Origin of the sequence: Rahnella sp. R3(2024), assembly GCF_042920125.1 — a bacterium.
Taxonomy (GTDB): Bacteria; Pseudomonadota; Gammaproteobacteria; order Enterobacterales; family Enterobacteriaceae; genus Rahnella; species Rahnella rivi.
Genome location: NZ_JBHGBU010000003.1, coordinates 21448 through 38981, shown reverse-complemented (window position 1 = coordinate 38981; position 17534 = coordinate 21448). Strand labels below are relative to the sequence as shown.

Sequence of the window (17534 nt, the reverse complement as noted above, 5' to 3'; positions counted from 1 at the left end):
TTTATCGCGGCTTAAACATCAAGTTTGCGGCCAGTCAGCCATTCCACCATCGCCGGGTCTCGGTGTGAGAAGAAGGCACTGGTTGCGGTGTCGAGGGCAGCAATCTGCAGCATATCCTCAGAACTGAGTCTAAAATCGAGAATGTCGATGTTCTCTGCCATGCGCTCTTTCCGCACCGATTTCGCCAGTGAAACGATGCCCCGCTGGAAGATCCAGCGCAGTACCACCTGGCCCACACTTTTGCCGTACTTCTGACCAATTGCCGTTAATACGGGATGCTGGAACAGACCATTTTTACCTTCAGCAAACGGTGCCCAGGCTTCCGGCTGAATGCCACGGCTTTGATTCCATGGAACCGCATGCAACTGCTGGTTGAAGGGGTTAACTTCAATCTGGTTTACCGCAGGGGCCACTTTGTTGAAGGCGATAAGGTCGGCCAGTCGGTCAGGATGGAAGTTGCTGACGCCAATGGCGCGAATTTTGCCTGCCTGTTGCAGTTCTTCCATAGCACGCCAGGCTCCATGGACATCGCCGTAAGGCTGGTGAATCAGATACAGGTCAACGTAATCAAGTTGCAGCCGATTCAGGGAGCGTTCGAACTGTGCTTTAGCACCTTCGTAATTGGTATCCCGGAGCCAAAGTTTGGTCGTTACAAAGAGTTCGTTACGTGCGATACCAGTCTGTTTCAGTGCGTTCCCGACCTGGGTTTCATTCTGGTAGGACGCTGCGGTATCGATCAGGCGGTATCCTGTATCGATAGCGTCAATCACGGCTCTTTCGCATTCGGCGGCATCCGTCATCTGGAAGACACCAAAGCCCAGAAGGGGCATTTCTATACCGTTGTTCAGTTTTACAGTTTGCATGACGTTATCCTTCAGCTGTTGTGTAGGAAAAGCATAACGCAAAGTTATTTATTCTATTAGAGGGGGTAATTAACTAGGGTTTATTAGATGTATTCATTAATCTTTGGAGGGCTGACGCTCTGTTTTGTGAGCAAAGCAAACCGCCATATTCAACACTTTTTTCGGCAGGATTAGGCCACTTTATTTTTTATAAAGATGATGTTTGTATTGAGCCTTCAATAATGAAGACTCAATACTGGCTCTTCCTATTGCAGGTCTTTTTCCTTCAGGAATTTACTCACCAAATCGGCAATCTGCACATTATTTAAATCAGAGAACGGGAAGTGGGTATTCCCTTTGATTCCCACTTCTGGCAGATGCGTTACCGTCACATCCCCGCCATGCTTGTTCACCACGTCACGCCACTCACGAGCCATCGCCAGACGTACGCGCCAGCTGTCCTGCGCGGGCATGGCGACAGGTTTATCCGGAATGTTATCGCCGTAAATGATCAGAATCGGGATTTTGGTCAGTGCCATAAACTGCGCCATTGGCACAGGCTCACCCTTCAGCGTGTCGAACGCGCTTGGCATAGGGGCAGGGAGTTCTTTTTCCGGGAAGACAAAGCTGCTGCCTGGCTCGAAGGCGACAATGGCTTTGACCTTGTCATTTTTCATCGCCGTATACCAGCCTGGTCCGCCACCCTGAGAGTGGGTGAAGAGGATAGCCGGGCCGGATTTATCCACGACGGCGGACATCGCATCAGAGATAACATTGATATCAAACGGCCCGGTATTCGGGGTCATCTGACGGAAATACTGGTTCAACGCTTCTTTGTCGTGAGAGAACTGAACGCCCTTAAAATACTCTGGCCACACGCCAACGCGGAACTGATTAAACCACATCTGTTCATCCGGTTTTGGCGAAACAGTACCTTCTACAGTCGTGCGCCCGGCGCTGCCCCGACGTGGCTGATCGACAAGATAAGTTGAGAACCCGCGACGCAGGAATATGTTCTGGAACCCTTCACGACCATCCGGAGTGCTTTCCCAGGTACGGGAAAACTGCCCTGCGCCGTGCAGCATGACGATAGGGTATTTATGCGGATTCTCCGGGATTTGGTAGAACACAGACGCATGATCGCCATGGTAGGTTTGGCCGGCAGAATCCAGCGGCTTTTTCGCGTCAAATGTACCTGGTGCGGTGATGATAGTACCGCCAGCAGAAAAGCTTCCCTGTTCCTGAATGACCAGCGGCCCGGCGTATACCGACTGAGCCACCAGACCACCCGCCATTACGCAGATGGCCAGCGTTTTTAAGATTGTCTTCAAGATTACATCCTCTGTTATGTGTGCCGTTCAATCATATCTGAGTTGTCAGCGTTAATTATTTAGCACTCCTGATTGCCCTTATTTGGCAGATTCATGAATGCGGACGATTAACTGCGTATTGTCTCTAACCAACTGGTGACTGTTTCAGTGGTTCTTCGCTCCTGGTCGCATTCAATGACCAGCGGTTTTTCCCTGCGCGCAGTGAGGGCGAGACTGGCAAGGATGTCGTCGCTGTCTCCTTTACCGTAGCCACCGTGAGTAATAAAGGGGATGAGTAATTTGCCCGCAAGGTTATGGCTGCTGAGAAACGTTTGTACTATAGGCGGCACGCTGGTCCCCCAGATGGGAAAGCCTAAATACAGGGTCTCATAGCGGGAGATATCTGCGACGCTATTTTTCAATGCGGGTTTTACTCCCCGCTCCCGCTCATTTTTCGCCTGTTCAACGGTCTGAAAATAGTCTTCCGGATAAGGCGCAGCCGGTTCGATTTCAAACAGATCGGTGTTCAGGCTACGGTGAATGACGCCCGCAATCACCCGTGTATTTCCGCTGCGGGAAAAGTACGCCACCAGAACACGACTTTTACCCTGCACATTTGCGGTTCCGGTGGCTGCTGATGCCAGAGAAACGTTCGCCAGCGTCAGCCCGGCAAGTGCGGTGATTACCATTCTGCGGTTAGGATCATGCTCCATAGCCAACTCCTAATTGTTTGCGAGCGCCTGTTGCAGCGCCTTTTCAGCTCGCGTTGCTGCATCATTTTCGCCATGTTCACGCAGAACCTGTGCCAGCTGGCGCAGCTGCGCTGCCGTCAGGCCGACCCGCATGCTGGCTCGCGTATGCGATAAGAGCTGGGCTTCAACGCCTGGCGTGGCCGCTAATGCGCCAACCGTTGCCAGCTCGCGGCTTTGCCAGTCGAGGTTATCGCGGGCGAAAATGTCGCCGAACAGGTGCGTTTGCAGGAACTGATTAATGACCGGGGCAAAATCAAACAGCGGGCCCTGAACGGGAGCGCCTGAGATTTTTGTCTGGTTTGCAGTACCGACACGGCGAAGCTCATCCCCGACAGGGATTGGGGCGACCGGTTCTTTGCCCTCAACGTCGTCGATGCCACGTTGTTTACGTGCTTCGACGACCTTCATCAGTTCACTAAGCGCATTCAGGCTACGGGGGAAGCCCGTGTAGGCATAAAGCTGGACGAGAATCTCTTTGGTTTCGTTTATGGTGAGTCCTGCATCAAGACCCTGATTCAGCGCTGCATTCAGCTTATCCATCTGACTGCTGGCCATCGATGCCGCAATTAACGGGATGGCCTGTTGGCGGGCTGAAAGCGTATCTGAAACGGTTTGTTCGTGGTTCATTTCTGAGGCTCCTTTATTGACGGGTGCAGCATGTGCCGCGAGACCAGAACCAAAGGTCAGCAGCACTGCTGCCGCTAATGCTTTAATGGGCGTGGTATTGTTCATCTGTCACTTTCTCCATCCAGTTAACGCTTTTGCCATCCACAATCCCGGTTATCGCCAGATGCGTCATCGCGCTGCCGGGTGCCGCCCCGTGCCAGTGTTTGACGCCCGCCGGGCAAGAGACAACATCACCCGCGCGGATAACCTGCACCGGCTGGCCTTCTTGTTGGGTCAGCCCGATACCCGAGGTCACAATCAGCCGCTGACCTGCCGGATGCGTATGCCATGCGGAACGAGCGCCGGGTTCAAACGTGACATAAGCCCCGGAAACACTGATGTCGTTATCCGGTTTGAAGAGAGGATCAACCCTGACGCGACCGGTAAAGTTCTCGGCTGGCCCGAACACCGCATTCTGACTTCCTGCGGGGGCGATATGGACAGCGGGATTTTGCTCCGCTGCCCGGGATGAAAATGTGAAGAGGGGCAGTAATAGCCCGAGGTAACGTAAATGTCCGATCATGCAAAGCGTCCTTATCAATGAAGAGGGGATTGCCTGCGATGATTTTATCGGGGGGGTGATGACGTCAGGCTGACGCCCCCCTGACAATTCTGTCAGTTAAACCGGGTCCCGGCTCAGCGCCGGATTGAGCATTGCCCGCTACTTTATCCGCTTGTATTGCAAAGGTGAGGCCAAATGTATTGATGCCTGCTTCGCTACGGGCAAAGACATCTCCCCGGTGCATAATGGCGACGGCACGCACGATCGACAGGCCCAGCCCATGATGGGTATCACTCCTGGCCCGGGAGGTGTCAACGCGATAGAACCGCACGAAAAGCCGGTGTAATTGCTCTGGTGCTATCGGATCGCCAGGGTTTGAAACTTCAACACAGGCCTGATGACCTTTTTCGCTTAACCGCACCGTTACCCTGCTGCCGGAGGGTGAATGTCTTGCGCTGTTTTCCAGTAAATTAGCCAGTGAGCGGTGGAACAGCCGCCGGTCGATGTGCGCGGTGACATCCCCCTCCACATCCAGAGAAAGCTGTTTTTCCGCAAAAGAGGGTTCCACATACTCCGCTGTTTTCAGGGTTTCTTCCCGCAGGGACACCTGCGTAAGCTGGGAAGCATGTTCACCTGCATGAGCATGAGACAGGAACAGCATGTCGTTTACGATTGACGTCATACGCTCAAGCTCCTCGAGATTGGAACCCAGTAACTCTTCCAGTTCTTCATGCGAACGCCGGCGTGAGAGACCCAGTTGCGTCTGACCAATCAGATTCGTCAGCGGAGTACGGAGTTCATGCGCAACATCGGCGTTAAAGCTTTCGAGCTGACGCCAGGCGATTTCCTGACGTTCCAATACGCCGTTAAATGATGAGGCTAACTGCTGCAATTCTTCAGGCAACGCGCGGGTATTCAGGCGCTGACCATGATCCCCGGGAGCGAGATGTTCGGCCTCTTTACTGAGTGCTCCAACGGGACGAAGACCGATCCTTGATACGATGTATCCCAGCAAAGCGACAATCACGACGCCCAGTGCGGCTATGATTAGCAGCGTCCGGGTGAAGGCATTCAGTGTGCCCATGTACGGCGTGGAGTCGATGGCAACCACATAGCGCAGCTCAGGTCTTTCACCGTTGGCAGGGATGGTTTTCACTAACAGGAACAGCGAGCATGCGCCTTCCGATGCGCCGGGCACTTTATTAAAGCCTTCCTGCAAAGAAGACCACTGAACACCCACGGGTGGCGTTCCCCCCATGCTGAAGCGTGGGTTATCGCTCACTATCCAGTAGCGAACGCGCTCACCTTCAGAATTGGTTAACACAGTGAATTTATTGGCCAGCGTAGACCAGCCGTCCGCCGAGGTTCGTGCGGTGATCCACGGACTCATTAATGATTCCCGGAACAGCAGTTCGTTATGCATCTGCTTTTGCAAAGAGTCATGTAAGGAGCTTCTGAGCAGGATGCCGATAACGGATACAATCAGCAGCGCGGATAAGGCAAACATCAGCGCCAGATGAACGGAGATGGAACGCTCAGGCATGCTTATCCCCTTCATTTATTCGGACCGGACTTCGAGGACATAACCCATGCCACGGACGGTATGCAGTAGTTTGATATCGAACGGGGCATCCACTTTGGCTCGAAGTCGTTTAATGGCGACTTCAACCACATTGGCATCGCTGTCAAAATTCATGTCCCATATCTGCTCAGCAATCATCATCTTTGACAGAATCTCACCCTGATGACGGGACATAAGACTCAGCAGGGAAAACTCTTTTGCGGTCAGTTCCAGTCGCGTTCCGGCGCGAAAAACGCGGCGAGCCAGTAAGTCGAGGTGCAGATCGTGAATTTGCAACTGGGTGATGTCCGCGCCATCCGTAGCGCGGCGGCGCACCAGTGCCTGAATGCGCGCCACCAGTTCAATAAGCGAAAAGGGCTTGGGAAGATAATCATCCGCGCCAAGACGCAGCCCTTTAACGCGCTCGTCGACCGATCCCCGTGCAGAGAGCATCAGCACCGGCGTCTGTTTGACAGCCCGCACCCCCTCGAGAACCCGGTAGCCATCCATCCCCGGCAGCATGACATCCAGGATTATCGCGTCGTAGTCGAACTCCAGCGCGTAATGAAGACCTTCAGCGCCATCTGCAGAAACATCTACCATAAATCCGGACTCACTCAACGCACGGTTGAGATAGGTTGATGTTTTTTCTTCATCTTCGACTAACAACAGGCGCATAACGGGACTTCCTCTTAACTTTTCATCGGTGCTTCAACATCGGAATAAACCTGCACGGCATCCGGCAGACGTTGACCCTGGATAGTGATGGCATCCAGTGAGCGGGTAAGCTCGGTCATTTCTGCCGCAGTCAGCGACACGCCGGTAGCCGCTGTGTTTTGCAGCATATGGTCTTTATTGGTGGTGCCCGGGATCGGAACTATCCAGGATTTACGGGCCAGGAGCCATGCCAGCGCAATCTGACCCGGTGCGGCATTTTTTCTTATCGCCCAGGTTTTCAGCAACTCAACGAGTTGTAAGTTGTGCGGGAGATTGTCGGGTGAAAATCGCGTTTCTATAGCACGTATATCACCGGCAGCGAACCGGGTATTCCCATCAATCCAGCCCGTTAAAAACTGCACGCCGAGTGGGCTCCATGGCACAAAGCCAATGCCCAGCTCTTCACATACCGGAAGCACCTGTTTTTCAGGGCCGCGCCAGAGCATGGAGTATTCACTTTGCACGGCGGTAACGGGTAATGCCGCATGGGCGCGCCTCAACGTGTTGATGCCCATTTCAGACAGACCCCAGTGCAGGACTTTTCCTTGATCCATTAAATCTTTCACCACACCGGCGACATCTTCGATCGGGATCTGCGGATCAACCCGGTGTTGATACAGTAAGTCGATGCGATCGGTACGCAGGCGCTTGAGCATATTGTCGACGACCTGCCTGATATGCTCCGGTCTGCTGTTGAGACCCGGCAGTCGCTTACCTGTCTGCTGGTCAATGTTCCAGCCAAACTTAGTGGCGATAACGATTTTGTCCCTGAACGGGGCGACGCCTTCCCCGAGAATTTTTTCGACTTCAAACGGGCCGTAGGCTTCAGCAGCGTCGAAGAACGTTACCCCTTCATCAAAGGCCCGGTGGATAACATTGAGCATCTCGGGACGCCAGGGAACAGAGGTGTCATATTTGCGACTCATGTTCTGCACGCCCAGACCGACGGAAGAAACTTCCAGCTTCCCGAGTTTACGCTTGCCCGGAGCAGCATTGCGTTGGCTGGGTTGTCTGGATGAATCGACCTGAGAGGATTGGCTCGCCGCTGATACGTGCGGAATCAGCGAGGCGGCGGCAATACCGGCCCCGGCGACTAATAGCTTGCGCCGCTCTGGCATTGTTGGGGCATTCTGGCTTTTCATTGATCGCTCCGTTTCTCAGAAAATTGAACATGAATCACATTAAACGAGACCATTCTGCCTCCTGATTGCCAACATAAAGCTGACAGTTACCTGACAGCGTTGTCAGAAACACTTACCCATCTCAGTCCCTTTCCTGACGAAAATGTTATTTCCCCGTCACGATGCTGACAGCCCTCTCTGACTACTCTGAGCCTGCAATTTTGATTCCGCGAGCCTGCATAACCAGGCCAACACTCATCGGGAGAGACCATGAAATTTACGCTTATCAGTGCAATGCTAATCACGGCAATGGCCGGAGCCACCTCAGTCAATGCGGCTGATTACAAAAAAAATCCATTCACACTGGCCTATGACGGTGCCATCACCGAGAACGTCAAAGGCAAGGTCAACATTCATCCGGTGAAATACGATCTGCATGGCATCCAGATTGCGGCGAATGTCTATACCCCTGCTGACTACGATCCCGCCAAAAAATACCCTGCGGTGGTGGTTGCACATCCTAATGGCGGCGTAAAAGAGCAGGTCGCGGGTTTGTATGCTCAGCGTCTCGCAGAGCAGGGCTACATAACGATTACCGCCGATGCGGCTTATCAGGGCGCCAGCGGTGGTATGCCTCGCAGCGTGGATAAACCGGCTAACCGTATTGACGATGTTCACGGCATGGCTGACTACATCAGCCAGTATCCGGGGGTTGATACTTCCCGCCTTGGTCTGCTGGGTATTTGCGGAGGCGGCGGGTATTCACTGGTTGCAGCCGAGACGGACAAGCGGTTCAAATCGATAGCCACCATCAGCATGTTTAATTCAGGCCTTGTGCGCCGCAACGGTATGCAGGATTCACAGCTGGATACTATCCAGAAGCGTCTTCAGCAGGCTTCTGACGCACGTGCTCAGGAAGCCGCCGGAGGAGAAGTGCTTTACTCCGGCGATGCCAACCTGACTGATGAACAGATTGCTAAATTACCTTTTGCCTTGTATCGCCAAGGCTACGAGTACTACTGGAAAACCCACGCACACCCGAACTCCACGTTTAAATACACCACCAGCAGCCTGTTAGATTTGATGAGCTTTGACGTAACGGACCATATCAATCTCATCAATAAACCCCTGCTGATGATTGCCGGTACAAAAGCGGATACGCTCTATATGACTGAAGATGCGTTCGCGAAAGCCACCGGTACGAAGGACAAAGAACTGTTTCTGATCGAGGGCGCTACCCATATCGAGACGTATTGGGTACCTAAATACGTAGACCAGGCAATGCAAAAGCTGGATGTCTTCTTTGATAAGAATATTTAATTTGCATCTGTCGATACACCGGTGGGTATCGACTTATCCAGAATTTATCGTTCAGATTAACGGAGTAGGGATGAAAGATAATTACGCCTGGTTAATAGCCACTATGAATGAAATTCATAAAATCATTCGGGCAGGGGATAGTTGTTTTTTACCTGAACAGTCAATGCCATCAAGCCGCTGGCTGCCGTAAACACAGCAATTATCCAGCCCATCGTCCATGGTGTGCCATCACTGAACAGGGCGAGAAGAAGTGAAGAGATGATGCCACTACCTTATTGTAATGCTCCCATTAGCGCCAACGCTGAGCCTGCAACATTAGGAACGGCATCAAGTGCGTAAGCCGTGGATGTCGCAGCGATGATGCCGTTCACTGAGAAGAATACGAACACCGCGCCGACAATCACGGTAATTCCACCGACACCCAGGCTGGTTGTGACGGCAAGCACTATTGCGGAAAGAGTGGCGATGAATATGGCATTCCTGAGCAACGCTTCCAGTGGATAGCTGTGAGCCAGACGTCTGTTGACTATGCTCACCGCCATCAGTCCAACGAAATTTACTGCAAACAGCCAACCGTAGTACTGCGGATCTACTCCGAAGTACGTGATGTACACAAATGGAGAGCCCGTGACAAAGGCGTAGTCTGCAACGTAGTAGAACGTCAGGCATAGCGTAAAACGCATGTATTTGGCGTTGGTTAGCAAGGCATAGTAGTTGTGAAATGTTCTGAATTGGCTGAGAAAGCGGGTGTTTCACGAGTGACCGTTGTTCGAATGGAGACGCGATATGAGTGTGTCGATTCTTATCCGCCTTTTAGAGGCAGCGGGCTATGACCTACGTGCAGTCAAAATGGGGCATGTCCGAACCATGGATGACATTCTCCTGGAACAGCGCAATGGGGGAGCATCATGAAGTTAGATGTGCAAGTTTTGGGTATGAAAGTCGTGACATTATTCTGGGACCCGGATGAGTATGTGGTTCAATAGTTACCAGAAACTAAGAACTAGTTTTTTGACCGCTACAAGCTTTTTATGCTAGCTCATCTCCGTTTTCCCGTCAGGTAACACGACAAGCAGGAAATCGTTCATAAAATGTTCCAATCACTATGAGGTCATAACTTTTATTACCGTGCAGTGGAGGTGTGTGTTTTAAGGTAGCAACTTGCACCAAAAGGCATGGTGTACATTTGGGGCAGGGACCTGCCCCGGCAACGTGACTTAACTTCGTTTGATACGGGCTAACGTGCTGTTAACAGGAATATTATTGCTTTCCAGTCCCGGCGTTTGACCATGAAAATCAAATTCAAGATTGACTTCAGGGCGGAAGAATAAGCAGTGAGTTGAACCACCGAAGTGGAACATGCCTAATTGCTCACCTTTGTTAACATGTTGCCCTTCGTAAACGGTCACATCACAGGTTGATACCTCAGCCATACCCACGGCCATAAAGCACATTAATCCAATATCCGAATTATCAGCTTCAATAAAAATTAATGCACGGGTTGCCAGTTCAGTAATATATCCCTGAGAAGCATTTGGGCCTGCAACATCTTCCCCTTCACTTAATGTTTCGGAGTAGTAGGTTCCATCGATAATGCGTGTTTTAACAATCCTGCCTGATACGGGCGCATGCCAGCGGTGATAGCTCAGGGCGCTCAGAAATGCCTGATACACCGTCGCTCCTATAAAAGCCTCAGTCAAAGGATCGTTATCCATCATATATTGCAGAGCATAGGGCTGTGATTTAATCCAAAATTGATCGCGTTGTTTCACATCTTCGGCAAGGCGATAAGGTGCTGACTCACAAGCATTTACAATCACATCATCATTATCGGGTTCAGCAACAAGGCGTACGCCTTCGCGGAACTGTCGCGTAAAGAAATCATCCCATGATTTGAATCCGTGATGATCAAGTGATGGGTCGCAAATAAAGTCATCCACAAATGTCGGCATAGCTTTACGGGCATCTTCACCAAACCAGCCAGAGCGGGGATCGTCATTTAAAACCCAGGTGCTTTGAGCTGAACTGAGAAACACCGCCCATTCATTAAGAATGGTTTTAATATGTTTATTGATTCGTTCGTCCAGGAAACCACTCCAGCCGCCTTGCGTTGCCATAGACCAGTTGAAGATGGCGTTAAAAGGAAAACCCACTAATCCTGTTTCATCGAACTCTGGCGCATGAGTCATGATGACGTTTATTAAGCTCAGCATATGCTGGTAATCGCGTACTTGCGGTAATCCTGATGGCGAAAGTGCATGAGCGTCATCTGTATTGACCTGGTCAAACATTTGTGTAAAGAGCATAAATGCTTTCGGGTCATTCTCGATGAAGTTTTTAAAGTCTTCGACACAGGGTAATAATGCACCGGTATCGTTCTCGGCCTTTTCCATTATTTTTAACATCCACTTTCGCAGAGTACGCTGATCGGATGGCATCCATTTCCCAGCGGTATAGGTCTTGTTACAAGGTTTTAAAGAAGCGTGCATTTTGACTCCAGATATAGGTTATATAATAAAAATTATGATTCAAGATGGCTTATAGATCTGCGGAAGATGGCCGGTAAAGAGCATCCACAAGCTGGTCAGCGCAGCAATAATAATCAGCATCACCAATACTTTTTCTGAGCCTGTGAATAACGGCTCCTTAGGGGCTTGTTCTTTACGTGCCCAAACGAATACTAATAATCCAATGGCGTAGATTGCACATCCAACAAGGATGAAGGAGATCCCGGCAGCATAAACCAGCCAAAATCCATACAGCGTTGCTAATACGCTCGTCACTAATGCGCTGTTCAGGCTATAGCGAGCTGTTTTGGGATAATCTTTTTTGGCTATAACTTTCCACAAAAATGCGGCGGACCCGATATAGGCAGGAAGAATTACCACGCCGGTAATAGAAAGCATGGCATTCCAGGCATTATTGGAGAAGAATACCAGTGCCATCGCTGCCTGCATAACCAGCGTTGAAACCCATAGTGAGTTCGAAGCAACGCCGTTGGCATTCGTTCTTGCAAAAAACTTGGGAAAGGTTCCGTCTTTGGCACATGCCCAGGGCAGTTCGGCTACCAGTAGCGTCCATACCAGCCATGAAGAGAGTAAGGCAATGATGACGCCAACATTGATAAAGACGCCACCCCATTTGCCAACTATCGCGCTCAGAATTGCCGCTGTGGAGGGTGCATCCATGGCGGCAAGTTCCCCTTGAGAGAACACGCCAAAAGGCAAAATACTGACTAACATAAACAGGACAGTTGAAATGATAAAGCCGAGAATCGTCGCACGACTTACGGTGCGTCCATCGGCTTTATCAGACATGACAACCGCACCTTCGATCCCGATATACATCCAGAGCGTTACCAGCATGGTGCTTTTAACTTGATCGAAAAGGCCGCTAAGTGGCCGATCATGTAATGCGTTATCTCTTAAGTGTCCCCAAAAGTCAGTTCCCATCATGTGATAACGCAGAGAGAAAAAGGCCAACACGAAAATAAAGACAGCAACAGGGATAAATTTAGCAATGGTGCCAATAAGGTTAAGAACCGAGATGCCTTTAACGCCACGCATAACAAAAATACTGAGTGCCCAGATGATGATCGAAGCTGTAGTGATGGCTTGCCAGGTGTTGCCGCCTTGAAAATAGGGAGGGAAAAAGTAATTCAGTGCGTCCATCAGTAAGACGGCGTAACCGACATTACCGAATGCGGCTGACATCCAGTATCCCCAGGCGATTAAGAAACCACTCAATTTTCCAAATCCGGCCCGGGAGTACATGTAAATACCCGACGTCATTTCTGGATGAATGTCGGCAAGAATCTGAAAGGTTCTTGCGAGGAAAAAAACGCCCAATCCGGTAACGACCCAGGCGATCAAAATCGCGCCCAGTGCGGCTGATTGAGCCATGTTTTGCGGGATGTTGTATACCCCCCCACCAAACATCGCGCTGATAACGAGTAACGTCATCGTAAGCACGCCAAGTTGTTTGGTAGGGGCAGGTTTAGCTTGCTTGTTAACCGCCATTATAAATCCTAAAAGTGAATGAAATGTCATTCCTCATACTAAGATTCAAACAATGGCAGCGGTATCAGACGACAAAACAAGTAGCGTCAAATTTATCTGAAGCGTGTAGGAAAACATGAAGAACTAGAATTGTTTAACAAAAAGAAAATTAATATATTATTGCATATCAAAATCAATTTTCATTATTGTAAAGATTATGATGATGTAGAGGTTTGTTTGAGTGCGTGGGTGGGTGGGTGGGTGGGTGGGTGGTTATAATGCTCAACGGCTATAAAACAGAACGCAATCAGGAGAAAAGTTTTTAAAATTCTTCGAGAGTAATTCGATGGATGGAATATATGTAGCATATAAGGATGAGTCGCCACGTGTTTAACAGACACCTCAGAGTCGTTTAAGATGACTTAAAATAGAGGTGCCCATGAGCGGTAAACGTTATCCCGAAGAGTTCAAAGTTGAAGCGGTCAAACAGATTGTTGATCGCGAACATTCCATCGCAAGCGTCGTCACCAGTCCTGATATCACCACGCACAGCCTCTATGCCTGTGTAAAAAAGTATGGCCCTGATTCATCACCCATTAAATGCAGTCCGATGCCCAGTCTGAGATCCGGTGACTTCAGAAAGAACTGAAGCGGATACTGACGAGAGAGACATACTAAAAAAAGCCGCTGTAGATTCAATCTGTCAACGCAACACCCCTTTCAATGATCTCTTTCGGTGTTTTGAACTTCAGTGTCTTTCTCGGTCTGTTGTTTAGCTGAGCTACAACCTGAGCCAGCTCAAGTTGAGTATATTGGGTAAGCTATGTGTTTTTGGGAAAGTACTGTCGAATTAGCCCATTAGTGTTCTCGTTTGTTGCCCGCTGCCAGGGACTTTGAGGATCGCAGAAATAAACATTAACTCCGGTACTGCCAGTAGATACCAGTTAATCGTACCTCTTTCATCTTTGCGGGTATGGCGTATGCCATGACGAATGCTATGTGACCGGCGAAGATGTTGTACATTCAGGTGGTGTAGCGCTTCACGGCTACGAAAGTACAGCGTTTTATAAATTATCTCAGGTGATATTAGCAGTGTTTTTTGACGCGGCTTCGTTCACCTTAACCATCATGATATTTGTTCTGGAGACCACTTCATCTCCAGCTTTTCAAGAACAAGCTCTCGCAACGGTAAATTCTGATCCAGTAAGCAAGGTTTTGGTCTTTTCGCCATCCGGTGGGCCCGGTTATTAGCATCAACAGCTTTGTAATTGCGCCTGCCTCGATTAAGCTGAACTTCACGTGAGACCGTCGCAGGACTACGTTTTAGCGCATTAGCTATCGCACGCATGCTCATAATACATTCAGATCAGGGCTATCAATATGCGAGCGAAAGATTACAGCTCGCAATTTTAAAAGCAGCATGAGTCGTCGGGGTAAGTGCCATGGTTCGCGTTGCCTCGGATGCCGGTATGTATGCGCAGATATTCCTGCATTCTCTGGAATGCTCGTGGTTATGCAGGTGTTTCATAGGCAGTGCTGAGTTATTTTGTCCAAATGGTGCGTCGGATATTAAATTTTCCTGAGGATTTTAGGCTGCCTAACGGTATTCATTTGGGATCCCAGATAAAACGCATCCCTCCTAGAGTTATAGGGAAGGGCGGGTATCTATAGACGAAAGTGTCGTCTAGCATCAATAACGAAGTTTTAACTTTTAGCTGAACGGTCAGTGCCATCAAGGCGCAGGCTGCTGTAAACAGCGTAGTTTCAGGCTCGTTTTTTGTTTACATATAAGGGCATGAATTTTTGGATCAAAAAACAGCACATTTTCCTATATAATGTTAGCAAAATTTCCACATAAAGCCGTCTGTTAGTCTTAGCGTAGGATAATTTCCATTTCAAAGCGGCCCCCTATAAGAGCAGACAATACCGGACAAGGTGATTATAAAACCAACTGAGTGAAAATAAATATTCGAGACTATTTTAAGCAGTCAACATTTATACTGATATTAATAAATTTGTTATTACACATATTTGTCATTGTATGCTGGATGTTCATTATTAAAATAATGAGTGCGACGTGTCGTGGGGTTGCACTAGTTTATGAATATACTGTTTATCCTTCATAAATTTATTAGCCCAACTATAATACTTCGCTACTTGCAATTTAAAAATTTTGTAAAAAAAACTCATACATTGTTCCGTACAATGTATGAGTAAGCCAAGTGGCCAATACCAGGGAATCAAAAACACTATAAACAATAGTGTGATAATAAATTTCCTGAACCGGAAGAAATTTATTGATTACAAGTGTCTGACCTAAATTGGTGTTTTAGCGTTGTTGCATGTGAATGAGTTTAATCCTATATTCCATCAAAGTGCTTACTTTGTATTTCTGCATAGCTGACCTTAAATGAGAGCTGACTGTTTTGGGGGTTATACCCGTTATTGAACTTATCTCATTATGGCTTAGACCTTTCCTGAGCAGATCTGAGACTCTGCGTTCCTTATTTGTTAAGGCCAAATTTTCAGTTCTTAAAAAAAGATTATCCCTAATTAGAGGTGAACCAAACATAACAATTTTAAAGATATCTAAAATCTGATCCAATCCTGTGTCAGGAGCAATAAAAAGTGCATTTTCATATCCTCTTATGCCTCTCACAACTTCTGACATTGAAAAAGTACAAAAAACGATCACCGCACCTCGTCTATCAGGAGAAAGGCTACGTTCAGGTAACTTTTCAAATATGCTCCTGGAAGATAAAACGACAATATCAGCTTGAAAATAATCGTTATATCTTGACTCATGTCGATTAATGAGCCTTACATTTACTACATGAGAATGATATATATCATCTAAAAGTTTTTGCAAGCCAACCTTAAAGTAATAATCCTTGCAGTAAATAGAAAAAAGTGAATTTCCATATGACAACATATTCAAAGTCCATATTAATAGCAACAGCCCTAGCGAATTGCAAATGAATACATTAAGCAATCGCTAATAAAAACACTTAATGATCGTTATCTTTTTTACCAACTGGATCTAACTAAAGCAACTCGTTCAGGCTGTAAGGAGAAATGACAAAGTGAGCATAATCCTAATATCAAAAATGAAACGGCAGCCTCTCTTTAAGTTAAAAAACCAAATAAAATAGGAATATTCACACTATACGTTGTGCCCAATTAGGATTGGAGCGAGAGAAATGATGCTTAAACTAGGATTTTTCACATGCATCGAGAAATAATAACTTAAGTTATTATTTGCAATCATAAAATGCTAATTGCTAGCAGCGATAGATACAATCCAATTGATAGAAATTAACATTTTAAACGCCTTGAAAATTTAAAATTAATAATCAATTCTTTACAAAGTACGTCCCGTTTTGGACGTTTCATCATGGTGAAAGTGAAGACTTTTGTCACTTCACAGTGGGCGGAAGGTAAAATCATGTCATTATTAATTTACCTTACCTGACGATTCTTCATAGACCACGGTAATCTCCTATTTCGGAAGATATGCAAAAAGGCTTTTATGTACAGATTTTACTGATATCTTCAATTTCGAGTTGGTAGATACCTGATATAAATCATGGAGACTAATTCAATTAAAACAATGGAGAGTATTGATATGTGAAAGCTTTACTCTGTACTCTAACAATGTCTTAACTTTAAATTTGGTCATGGATGATCTTAAATGTGAACTCACAGTCTTTGCGTTAATGCCTGTTAAGCGACTAATATCATGTTGATTTAGTCCTTTACTCAATAGTGAAGACACACGCTTTTCACTACAAGTCAAGGGAGTCAACCCCGTCCTTATAAACAACGATTTTCTTGCTCCTTCCGTGCCAAACATTAGCACACAAAAAATTTGAGCTACCCGTTCCAATTTGATATCCACCGAAATACATGAAACGAGGTCGTATCCTGTAATACCGGTTAGTATGTGTGTCATTGACTGAGAACAAAATATTATTGCAGCATGATTATTTTTTTTCTTAAAAATTCCTCCAGGTATCTGCTCATATATAGCCTTAGAGGACAGAACTATGATGTCAACGACAAAATAGCCAGCGAACTCCAATTCACATGGAATTGCATTATTAACAGGCGATTTAATTGATGAACATATGTCCTTAAAAATTTTTTGTAATCCTATTTTAAAAAAACGATCTTCACAATGAATAAAAAACAGACAACTCCCAATTACAAACATAGTCAGACCTAGTTATTGAATTTAATCTTGATATAAAATTAATTATTACGAGCATTGTTGAAATGTCTTTTATTATTCAATAATCAATACATTAACCATCATGCATTAGAATTTTCCTCATATGATTAATGAACACCAAAAGGGAATGATAAGTATTTCTTTCTCAGAATTTTGCATTACTGTTCCTAATAGGATGATAGTGAATGATGCTTATCATGGCACTGTTTAACTAAACAGCAACCTAACAACAACTCAGATAAAAAAATAATCCATAACTAATAACGATTTATAAAAATTTTAAGATTACTTAGCCCTGACGACCTTACAGAACTCTACACGTATTTATATTATTAATGCATTGTTTGTCATAAATTTAAAATCAATGTAATAATATTTCATTGGCGTGTAAATTAATGTTTTACTTGGCGTTATGTATCTTGACATGAGGTATAAGATATGTGAATTGGTAAGTTTTTTACACTTAAATTAGTAGAGTGAAATTGGACATGGTTTTTCATATTTCACGGAAAAA

General features: G+C 47.1%; 13 protein-coding genes and 3 pseudogenes. 2 read left to right on the top strand and 14 right to left on the bottom strand.

Annotated elements, in window-relative coordinates:
• Positions 1–11: 11 nt before the first annotated feature.
• The 8 genes from ABSH60_RS23480 to ABSH60_RS23445 all read right to left on the bottom strand — a co-directional run bounded on the left by ABSH60_RS23480 (position 12) and on the right by ABSH60_RS23445 (position 7492).
• Positions 12–863: an aldo/keto reductase gene (locus tag ABSH60_RS23480; RefSeq protein WP_390976529.1), complete on the bottom strand. Its 852-nt coding sequence runs from the start codon at positions 861–863 to the stop codon at positions 12–14.
• Positions 864–1108: 245 nt separating this feature from the next.
• Positions 1109–2173, bottom strand: a complete 1065-nt coding sequence (locus ABSH60_RS23475) for an alpha/beta fold hydrolase (protein ID WP_390976528.1) — start codon at positions 2171–2173, stop codon at positions 1109–1111.
• Positions 2174–2280: 107 nt separating this feature from the next.
• Complete coding sequence (locus ABSH60_RS23470) at positions 2281–2865, bottom strand: flavodoxin (RefSeq protein WP_390976526.1); 585 nt, start codon at positions 2863–2865, stop codon at positions 2281–2283.
• Between the two features lie 9 nt (positions 2866–2874).
• The gene (locus tag ABSH60_RS23465; protein ID WP_095921604.1) at positions 2875–3636 is read right to left on the bottom strand and encodes a carboxymuconolactone decarboxylase family protein; all 762 of its coding nucleotides are present in this window, start codon (positions 3634–3636) and stop codon (positions 2875–2877) included.
• On the bottom strand, positions 3614–4093 hold the full coding sequence (locus tag ABSH60_RS23460; protein WP_390976524.1) for a cupin domain-containing protein: 480 nt from the start codon (positions 4091–4093) through the stop codon (positions 3614–3616). Before ABSH60_RS23460 ends, ABSH60_RS23465 begins: the two co-directional genes overlap by 23 nt.
• Positions 4094–4157: 64 nt before the next feature.
• Entirely contained in the window at positions 4158–5615 is a 1458-nt protein-coding gene (locus ABSH60_RS23455) for a heavy metal sensor histidine kinase (RefSeq protein ID WP_390976522.1), read from the bottom strand.
• 15 nt (positions 5616–5630) lie between these two features.
• Positions 5631–6311, bottom strand: coding sequence for a heavy metal response regulator transcription factor (locus ABSH60_RS23450; RefSeq protein ID WP_113878262.1), 681 nt, complete (start codon positions 6309–6311; stop codon positions 5631–5633).
• A 14-nt stretch (positions 6312–6325) separates the two neighbouring features.
• Complete coding sequence (locus tag ABSH60_RS23445; RefSeq protein WP_390976520.1) at positions 6326–7492, bottom strand: aldo/keto reductase; 1167 nt, start codon at positions 7490–7492, stop codon at positions 6326–6328.
• A gap of 249 nt (positions 7493–7741) precedes the next feature.
• Between ABSH60_RS23445 and ABSH60_RS23440 the strand changes: the two genes are divergently transcribed.
• Entirely contained in the window at positions 7742–8791 is a 1050-nt protein-coding gene (locus tag ABSH60_RS23440; RefSeq protein ID WP_390976518.1) for a CocE/NonD family hydrolase, read from the top strand.
• A gap of 122 nt (positions 8792–8913) precedes the next feature.
• On the opposite strand, the pseudogene ABSH60_RS23435 reads toward ABSH60_RS23440, so the two are convergent.
• From ABSH60_RS23435 to ABSH60_RS23425, 3 genes and pseudogenes are all read right to left on the bottom strand, one after another.
• Positions 8914–9513, bottom strand: a pseudogene (locus ABSH60_RS23435) (Bcr/CflA family drug resistance efflux transporter); the annotation flags it as partial.
• A gap of 495 nt (positions 9514–10008) precedes the next feature.
• Positions 10009–11280: a phophatidylserine decarboxylase associated domain-containing protein gene (locus tag ABSH60_RS23430; RefSeq protein ID WP_390976516.1), complete on the bottom strand. Its 1272-nt coding sequence runs from the start codon at positions 11278–11280 to the stop codon at positions 10009–10011.
• A 39-nt stretch (positions 11281–11319) separates the two neighbouring features.
• Positions 11320–12810, bottom strand: a complete 1491-nt coding sequence (locus tag ABSH60_RS23425; protein ID WP_390976514.1) for a basic amino acid/polyamine antiporter — start codon at positions 12808–12810, stop codon at positions 11320–11322.
• A gap of 418 nt (positions 12811–13228) precedes the next feature.
• Here ABSH60_RS23425 and ABSH60_RS23420 point away from each other — a divergent pair.
• Positions 13229–13419: pseudogene (locus tag ABSH60_RS23420) on the top strand (transposase); the annotation flags it as partial.
• Positions 13420–13484: 65 nt separating this feature from the next.
• Here ABSH60_RS23420 and ABSH60_RS23415 read toward each other — a convergent pair.
• From ABSH60_RS23415 to ABSH60_RS23405, 3 genes and pseudogenes are all read right to left on the bottom strand, one after another.
• Positions 13485–14143: pseudogene (locus ABSH60_RS23415) on the bottom strand (IS30 family transposase); the annotation flags it as partial.
• Positions 14144–15118: 975 nt separating this feature from the next.
• Positions 15119–15721, bottom strand: a complete 603-nt coding sequence (locus tag ABSH60_RS23410; protein WP_390976512.1) for a LuxR C-terminal-related transcriptional regulator — start codon at positions 15719–15721, stop codon at positions 15119–15121.
• Positions 15722–16387: 666 nt separating this feature from the next.
• Positions 16388–16642, bottom strand: a complete 255-nt coding sequence (locus ABSH60_RS23405) for a LuxR C-terminal-related transcriptional regulator (protein ID WP_390976683.1) — start codon at positions 16640–16642, stop codon at positions 16388–16390.
• Between the last annotated feature and the right edge of the window lie 892 nt (positions 16643–17534).

What these genes read in the sequence shown, in the direction of transcription:
- ABSH60_RS23405 (WP_390976683.1), bottom strand. Translation starts at nt 16,642, where the DNA reads ATGTTTGGCACGGAAGGAGCAAGAAAATCGTTGTTTATAAGGACGGGG.
- ABSH60_RS23480 (WP_390976529.1), bottom strand. Translation starts at nt 863, where the DNA reads ATGCAAACTGTAAAACTGAACAACGGTATAGAAATGCCCCTTCTGGGC.
- ABSH60_RS23450 (WP_113878262.1), bottom strand. Translation starts at nt 6,311, where the DNA reads ATGCGCCTGTTGTTAGTCGAAGATGAAGAAAAAACATCAACCTATCTC.
- ABSH60_RS23455 (WP_390976522.1), bottom strand. Translation starts at nt 5,615, where the DNA reads ATGCCTGAGCGTTCCATCTCCGTTCATCTGGCGCTGATGTTTGCCTTA.
- ABSH60_RS23425 (WP_390976514.1), bottom strand. Translation starts at nt 12,810, where the DNA reads ATGGCGGTTAACAAGCAAGCTAAACCTGCCCCTACCAAACAACTTGGC.
- ABSH60_RS23445 (WP_390976520.1), bottom strand. Translation starts at nt 7,492, where the DNA reads ATGAAAAGCCAGAATGCCCCAACAATGCCAGAGCGGCGCAAGCTATTA.
- ABSH60_RS23460 (WP_390976524.1), bottom strand. Translation starts at nt 4,093, where the DNA reads ATGATCGGACATTTACGTTACCTCGGGCTATTACTGCCCCTCTTCACA.
- ABSH60_RS23410 (WP_390976512.1), bottom strand. Translation starts at nt 15,721, where the DNA reads ATGTTGTCATATGGAAATTCACTTTTTTCTATTTACTGCAAGGATTAT.
- ABSH60_RS23440 (WP_390976518.1), top strand. Translation starts at nt 7,742, where the DNA reads ATGAAATTTACGCTTATCAGTGCAATGCTAATCACGGCAATGGCCGGA.
- ABSH60_RS23465 (WP_095921604.1), bottom strand. Translation starts at nt 3,636, where the DNA reads ATGAACAATACCACGCCCATTAAAGCATTAGCGGCAGCAGTGCTGCTG.
- ABSH60_RS23470 (WP_390976526.1), bottom strand. Translation starts at nt 2,865, where the DNA reads ATGGAGCATGATCCTAACCGCAGAATGGTAATCACCGCACTTGCCGGG.
- ABSH60_RS23430 (WP_390976516.1), bottom strand. Translation starts at nt 11,280, where the DNA reads ATGCACGCTTCTTTAAAACCTTGTAACAAGACCTATACCGCTGGGAAA.